Source organism: Actinoalloteichus spitiensis RMV-1378, assembly GCF_000239155.1.
In the GTDB taxonomy this organism is placed as follows: domain Bacteria; phylum Actinomycetota; class Actinomycetes; order Mycobacteriales; family Pseudonocardiaceae; genus Actinoalloteichus_B; species Actinoalloteichus_B spitiensis.
Genome location: NZ_AGVX02000367.1, coordinates 1 through 6,894, shown reverse-complemented (window position 1 = coordinate 6,894; position 6,894 = coordinate 1). Strand labels below are relative to the sequence as shown.

6 protein-coding genes are annotated in these 6,894 nt (G+C 73.5%); 3 read left to right on the top strand and 3 right to left on the bottom strand.

What is annotated here, in order from left to right; genetic code table 11:
- Positions 1 to 90: 90 nt before the first annotated feature.
- The 3 genes from ACTIDRAF_RS0216360 to ACTIDRAF_RS0216350 form a co-directional block, all read right to left on the bottom strand.
- On the bottom strand, positions 91 to 801 hold the full coding sequence (locus tag ACTIDRAF_RS0216360) for a helix-turn-helix domain-containing protein (protein ID WP_157163073.1): 711 nt from the start codon (positions 799 to 801) through the stop codon (positions 91 to 93).
- A gap of 1 nt (position 802) precedes the next feature.
- Positions 803 to 2,038: a fumarylacetoacetase gene (gene fahA / locus ACTIDRAF_RS0216355; protein WP_016699802.1), complete on the bottom strand. Its 1,236-nt coding sequence runs from the start codon at positions 2,036 to 2,038 to the stop codon at positions 803 to 805.
- Between the two features lie 117 nt (positions 2,039 to 2,155).
- Positions 2,156 to 3,070, bottom strand: coding sequence for a hypothetical protein (locus tag ACTIDRAF_RS0216350; protein ID WP_052168869.1), 915 nt, complete (start codon positions 3,068 to 3,070; stop codon positions 2,156 to 2,158).
- Positions 3,071 to 3,090: 20 nt separating this feature from the next.
- On the opposite strand from ACTIDRAF_RS0216350, the gene ACTIDRAF_RS0216345 reads away from it, so the two are divergent.
- From ACTIDRAF_RS0216345 to ACTIDRAF_RS0216335, 3 genes are all read left to right on the top strand, one after another.
- Positions 3,091 to 4,305 (top strand): homogentisate 1,2-dioxygenase, encoded by a 1,215-nt coding sequence (locus ACTIDRAF_RS0216345; RefSeq protein ID WP_016699800.1) that lies wholly within the window; start codon positions 3,091 to 3,093, stop codon positions 4,303 to 4,305.
- 88 nt (positions 4,306 to 4,393) lie between these two features.
- Positions 4,394 to 5,176: a DUF2470 domain-containing protein gene (locus ACTIDRAF_RS0216340; protein ID WP_016699799.1), complete on the top strand. Its 783-nt coding sequence runs from the start codon at positions 4,394 to 4,396 to the stop codon at positions 5,174 to 5,176.
- Between the two features lie 276 nt (positions 5,177 to 5,452).
- Positions 5,453 to 6,265, top strand: coding sequence for a CPBP family intramembrane glutamic endopeptidase (locus tag ACTIDRAF_RS0216335; protein ID WP_157163072.1), 813 nt, complete (start codon positions 5,453 to 5,455; stop codon positions 6,263 to 6,265).
- Positions 6,266 to 6,894: the final 629 nt, after the last annotated feature.

The following is a 6,894-nucleotide window of genomic DNA, read 5'->3' as shown; positions in this document are numbered from 1 at the left end:
GTTCACGGCGCCGGCGTGAACCGCCAGTGGTGCGGCCGAGGGGTGCGGTGACGAACGGAGAGCACCGCCGCGGGGCTCTTCGCGACCGGTTCAGGTCAGCGCCGCCGAGACCGCCTCGGCGGCGCTGACGGTGAGCGGCCCCACCGTGGCCTCGTCCACGGCGCGCATCGCCACCACCCCGACGCTCGCCCGGAGGCCGGGCACCCCCCGCACCGGGGCGGCCACGCCGTGGGCGCCCTCCTGGATCTCCCCGCTGGAGAACACCCAGGGGCGGTCGGCGGGCAGGTCGATGGCCCGCCCGGCCGCCCCCTGCCGTGCCGGGTGCCGGTAGCCCACGCGGTAGGAGACGTGGAACACGGTCCACGAGGGTTCGACCACCGCCACGACCTGGGCCTCCTCACCGTCGGCCACCGTGATGTGGGCGGTCGCGCCGGTCCGCTCGGCCAGTTCCCTCAGTGCGGGCAGCGCGGCGAGCCGTACCTGGGGCAGCACGTTGCCCGCCAGCGTGAGCAGGCCGAGACCGAGCCGGACCCTCGACCCCTCCCTGCGGACCAGGCCCCGGGCCTGCAGCGGCCCCAACAACCGGTACACCGCCGCTCGGCTGACCCGGATGGCGGTCGCGAGCTCGCTGATGGTCGGGGCGTCCGACTGCGCCTCGGCGACCGCCTGCAACAACGCCAACCCCCGTTCGAGGGTGAGGGACCGTTCGCGCGGGAGCCCGGGGATCTCGACCTCCGCGACCGGTGCGTCGGCCGCCGAGCTCGGGGTGGTCACCGGCTGGCGGGTGGTGGGGACGGACATGTCAACGTCCGGAGCCGCGTACGCCCGGCGCGGCATCGGCGGGCAGCACCCGGCCCGCGACCTCGGCCAACCCCACGACCGAGCCGCCCGGCCCGGGGGCGGTGGCGGTGATCTCGACGTCGTCGCCGTCGAGCAGGAAGGCGCGGGCGCTGCCGTCGTCGAGGGTCACCGGCTCCCGTCCGCCCCAGCTCAGTTCCAGGAACGACCCGCGCTGGTCCCGGCCGGGGCCGGACACGGTCCCGGAGGCGAAGAGGTCGCCGGGCCGGACGGTGGCCCCGTTGACCGTGAGGTGCGCCAGCTGTTGCGCCGGGGACCAGGCCATCGAGGCGAACGGTGGACGGCTCACCACGGTGCCGTTCCAGCGGACCTCCAGCCGAAGGTCCAGCCCCCAGGGCTCGTCCTCGGCCAGGTAGTCCAGCAGCGGGTGCGGCGCCGGGGGCGGGGCCACTCGCGCCGCCTCCAGCGCGTCCAGCGGCGTGATCCAGTGGGCGAGGGACGTGGCGAAGGACTTCCCCAGGAAGGGGCCGAGGGGCTGGTACTCCCAGGCCTGGATGTCCCGGGCCGACCAGTCGTTGACCAGGGCCACCCCCAGGACGTGGTCGGCCAGCTCGGAGGTCCGCACCTCGCCCCGGACCGGCCCGCCGCAGACGAAGCCCACCTCGGCCTCGATGTCCAGCCGCTCGCTCGGCCCGAACACCGGCGCTGGCGAGTCCGGGGGTTTGCGCTGGCCCCGTGGCCGACGCACCGGCGTGCCGCTGGCCACGACCGTGCCGGCGCGCCCGTGGTAACCGACCGGCAGGTGCGTCCAGTTCGGCAGCAACGGGTCGGAGTCCGGCCGGAAGATCCGGCCGACGTTCTCCGCGTGGTGCCGGGAGGAGTAGAAGTCGACGTAGTCGGCGACCGCGAAGGGCAGCACCGGCCGGACCTCCACGAGCGGTACGAGATCGGCACCGGGCGGCGCCGAGTCGCGGTCCACGAGCTCCCGCAGGCGTTCCCGCAGTTCCGCCCACACCGGGCGGCCGGCGGCCAACAGCGGGTCCAGCGAGCCGGCGGCCAGGGGTTCGGACAGTCGTGGTCCGAGGTGGGCGGCCAGCGGGCGCAACGGCAGCGCGTGGTCTCCGACGCGCACGAGCACACCTGTCGCGGATTCCGCTCGCACCCGCCCGGCCCCGTAGGGCAGGGTCTGCGGTCCGAACGGGCCGGCCGCGCTGAACGCGGGGTCGTCGATCCAGCTCACACGATCACCCTTCCGCAGGGAGGTGGTCGTACACCACCGATTTGACCGGGCGCTGCCGGCGTCCGGCATGGCGGGCACACCGACGCGTCCCCCGCGCGCCGGTGCGGCGTCACCGGGTCACAGCAGGCCGAGTTCCCGGAGGTCGTCGAGCGGCTCGCTCAACGAGCAGGAGCCGTAGGAGGCGAACACGCCCCGCACGGCGCGGGCCGCCTCGTCGGAGAGCTCCTTGGCCTCCTCGGCGAGCGCCGTGGCGTCGTCGCTCGCCAACGCCTCCCGGACGTCCCGGCCCGACAGCGCCCTGGCGCAGGCGACCAGCAGGTTCAGGAACCCGTGGTGGGGGAAGTTGGTCTCCTCGTCCACGTAGCGCACCGCGTGGTGCATCCCCGCCGTCGCCTTGAAGGGGATACCGGTGCTGCTGGCCACCGACAGGAAGTCGGCCACCTGGTCGACGGAGGGGAACGCCTCGGGGGTGGCGCCCCCGCACCGCAGCTTCGCCCACGAACCGTGCTCGGCGACCCGCCGCACGCTGTCCAGCCAACCGGCGCCGCCTCGGCGCGGTTCGATGACGCGGATGACGTCCTCCGGCACGAACTCGGACACGCGTTCGAGCCACACGTCGTCCACCTCGGACGGCGCTGGCATCTCCACCATGTTCAGCGACAGCAGTTCGGTGCGGGACTCCACGATGGAAACGGCCTTGGGCACTCCCCCCAATCCGGTGTCGATGACCAGCGACAACGCCACCGGGCGCAGGGGCTTGGCCTTGATCAGTTCGGTGATGAGTTCCGGCAGCCGCGACGAGGGGCAGAGGAAAAGCCCCATGACGCCGGCCGCGTTACCAGCCCGCGCCTCCAGGTGGCCGCGAACCGCCTCGGCCATTCCGGTGTTGGCGGGCGGGAAGAGCGCGGCGTCGTCGACCAACCGCGCGAGCAGGGGAGGAATCCCCCGCGGACCGGGAGCATGAAGTTCAACGGCGCTTGACACGGCTGACACGCTAGTGCCGGAACGAACGATGAACAAAGGTGTCCGCATAACGAACACCGGGAGCCGACATGCCCCACTACCGCAGTGTTGGTGAGTTACCCCCCAAACGGCACACCCAGTTCCGCTCACCGGACGGCAGCCTGTACGCGGAGGAACTGATGGGGGTGGAGGGGTTCTCCTCGGACTCCGCCCTGCTCTACCACCGGGAACTCCCCACGGCGATCATCGACTCGCGGGAGCCGGACTGGCCCGCCCGGGCCTCCTCCCCCGAGGCGCACGGCAGGTCCACCACGCCCAACCTCCCCCTGAAACCCCGGCACTTCCGCACCCCGGAGCTGAGCTGGCCGGCGGGCCCCGTCGACGCCGTGACCGGCCGGCGGCAGCTGTTCGCGAACCCGGACGTGTCCATCTCCTATGTGGCGGCGGACGCCGACAGCGGCCTGTACCGCAACGCCGTCGGCGACGAGCTGCTGTACGTGCAGTCGGGGTCGGCGACGGTGGAGACCGTGTACGGGGCGTTGGAGGTCGGCCCGGGGGACTACGTCGTGCTGCCGGCGTCGTGCACCTACCGCATCCTCCCCCGGGGCGTGCTGCGCCTCCTCGTGCTGGAGGCCACCGGGCACATCGGACCACCGCGCCGGTACCTCTCCGCGCGGGGCCAGTTCCTCGAACACGCCCCCTACTGCGAGCGCGACCTGCGCGCCCCCACCTCGCCGCTGCTGGCGGAGGGCGAGGACGTCGACGTCCTGGTCCGGCACCGGGCCGGCCTGTCCGTCCTCACCTACGCCCACCACCCCTTCGACGTGGTCGGCTGGGACGGCTGCCTGTACCCGTGGGCGTTGAACATCGCCGACTTCGAGCCGATCACCGGCCGCGTGCACCAGCCGCCTCCGGTGCACCAGACCTTCGAGGGCCCGAACTTCGTGGTCTGCTCGTTCGTGCCCCGCAAGGTCGACTACCACCCGCTCGCGGTGCCGGTGCCCTACAACCACGCCAACGTCGACTCGGACGAGCTCATGTTCTACGTCGGCGGGGACTACGAGGCCAGGAAGGGTTCGGGGATCGGACTGGGTTCGCTGTCGCTGCACCCGGCCGGCTGCACGCACGGCCCCCAGCCCGGCGCCGTGGAGGCCTCGCTGGGCGCGGAGCGCTTCGACGAGACCGCCGTCATGGTGGACACCTTCCGCCCGCTCGAACTGGGCGAGGCGGCCCTCGCCTGCGAGGACGAACGCTATGCCTGGTCCTGGGCCCGCCGGGGCCCGGAGTCCCGCGCCACCGGGTGAGGGGGACCGTCGGCCCGCCGGGGACGGAACACGACTACCCCCAACGACCAGAACAGGTTAGGCTCACCTAACACTTGGAGGTGAGTTGGTGGTGACGACGCCCGACCATCGCGTGAACGGCCCCGGCGCGGCCGAACGCGCGAGGAGCATCGCCGAGCGCGGGGGCCGGGCCGCCCTGATGCCGGACGAGACCAGTGCGACCCGGGTCGAGCCGATCCTGCACCACACCGCGCCGGACGGAGTGGTCACGCTGATGCTGCCCGACGAGCACCCGGTGGTGGCCAGGCTGCGTGCTGGGGACGACGCCGTCTCGGCGGCGGTGCTGGAGCTGGCCGACGCCGCACCCGTACCGCTCCGGGAGCCGGTGCGGGGCCTGTTGTGGTTCACCGGTCTGCTCACCGCGCTGACACCGAACGAGGCCCGCGCCGAGGGCCTGGGGATCGCCGAACACCGCCCGGACACCAGGCTGCTGGACATCGGCCACGGAATGTCCCTCCTCCGGCTCACCCCCGCGTCGATGGTCCTCGCCGATGCGGAGGGCACCTGCCCCGTCGCCCCGGAGGAGTTCACGAGGGCGGTGCCGGACCCGTTCTGCCGGCAGGAACCGCACTGGCTGCGCCACCTGGAGAACGCGCACCGGGATGTCGTCGGCATGCTCGGCCGGCACGTCCCCGACCACCTGCGGGGTGGGCGGGTCCGGCCGTTGGGCATCGACCGGTTCGGCCTGCGGCTCCGGGTGGAGGCCGTGACCGGGGACCACGACGTCCGCCTGGCCTTCTCGCGCCCGGTCAGTGAGGTGCGCGAGCTCTCGCTGGAGCTTCGCCGGCTCGTGGGCTGCCCGTTCGTCCAGGCGGTGACCACCGGCCCATGAGCCGGGCGACCCCGCCGTGCGCCGAGGGCGGCGCCCGTTCGGGCTGCCCGTCCCCTCCGCAACGGCCGGGGCGCCGGCGGGCAGTGGCGCGGAGGGACCGGGACGGCCACCAGGGCCCCGTCTCGCACCGATGTGGACGGACCACCCCCACCCGAACCCGCCAGCCCGCCGCGCCCGCCGGCGCCGCCGAGCAGGGCGGCCGGGAGCGCCACCGATCTCCTGTCGGCCGATCCCGGGCCGGGTCCCGGGGCTCCGCGACCGCTGTACCGTGCGGACGTGCCCTCCACGCCGCGGTCTTGGTTCCGCCCGGCCCGCCCAGCAGACCCCGAGGTGATCTCCGATCCGGGGCAGCGGCGAGCGGTCGTCATCGAACTCCTCATCGTCTTCACCGCGACACTCGGACTGTCCGGGCTGCGCAGCCTGTTGTCCCTGCTGGACTCCCTGCTCCGGCCCACGCCGCTCTCGGAGCAGTCCGTCGCGATCAACGTCCCGCAGGCCACCATCGGTCTGCTCGACCTGGCCAGGCAGCTCACGAGCGTGCTCCAACTGCTGTCGTGGGGTGCGCTCGGCGTGTACCTGCTGTGGCGGGCCGGGATCGCGCTGCGCCGGATCGGCCTGGACCGCGCCCAGGTCGGCCGCGACTTCGTCCGGGGAGCCGGGCTCGCCGCCATCATCGGCGTTCCCGGTCTGGCCTTCTACCTCGTCACCAGGGCGATCGGCATCAACCTGACCGTGCTGCCCAGCACGCTGGACGAGGCGTGGTGGCGCTCGGTGACCCTGGTGCTCTCCGCGGTGGGCAACTCCTGGGCCGAGGAGATCCTGGTCGTCGGGTACCTGATCACCAGGCTCCGGCAGCTCGGCTGGTCGGAGAACGCCTCGCTGTGGTTCTCGGCCGTCCTCCGCGGCACCTACCACCTGTACCAGGGGTTCGGCGGGTTCCTCGGCAACATCGTGATGGGACTCGTCTACGCCCGGTACTGGCAGCGGACAAACAGGCTCTGGGCCCTGGTGGTGGGCCACGCGCTCATCGACGTCGTCGCCTTCGTCGGGTACGCGCTGCTCGGACCGCACCTGTCCTGGTTGCCCTGACTCCCGCCGCGTCGCCGAACACGGACGGGTGCGGAGGTCCTCGGGGGACCGGAGGCCGTGCGGGGCCCGGCCCCGACCCGCTCAGGCCGACGCCCGGCAGTGCCTCGACGGCGGTCAACTCGGCTGCCGTCAGGTGCGACCCCGCGTTCGGGAGCCGTCCCACCGCCCGACCGACGCGGCCGAGGGGAGCCAACTCCGCGGGCACCCCGAACTCCTGCCGGGACGGGCTCGTGCGACTCCGCCGGCAGCACGAAGGAGCAGGCCCCCGGCCCCTCGCCGGCCGCCCTGAGCGGCACCAGCGACGTGGCTGTGCCCGTGTCGACGTACCGGTACGGGCCGGCCGGCGGCACGGCCCCGGCCCTCCCAGCCCTTGTCCGGTTCCGCGTGGCGGCCCGGGTAGGCACGTTGGTGCGCCAGTGGGACGACCACCAGGGATGCGTCGCACATCGTCGCGGTTCGCGCGGCACGCGTCGGCGCGAGGAGCCAGGAACGGGTCCGGTCCGCCTCCTCCGCCAGCGCGAGCGAGGCCAGCCCTGCGAGCACCCGACCGAGGGGCTCGGAGCGCACTCGCCGGCACCCGTTCGACCTCCATCGGCGGGAGCGGCCGATCCGTGTGGTGCCGCACCACC

What these genes read in the sequence shown, in the direction of transcription:
- ACTIDRAF_RS0216350 (WP_052168869.1), bottom strand. Translation starts at nt 3,070, where the DNA reads ATGCGGACACCTTTGTTCATCGTTCGTTCCGGCACTAGCGTGTCAGCC.
- ACTIDRAF_RS0216360 (WP_157163073.1), bottom strand. Translation starts at nt 801, where the DNA reads ATGTCCGTCCCCACCACCCGCCAGCCGGTGACCACCCCGAGCTCGGCG.
- ACTIDRAF_RS0216345 (WP_016699800.1), top strand. Translation starts at nt 3,091, where the DNA reads ATGCCCCACTACCGCAGTGTTGGTGAGTTACCCCCCAAACGGCACACC.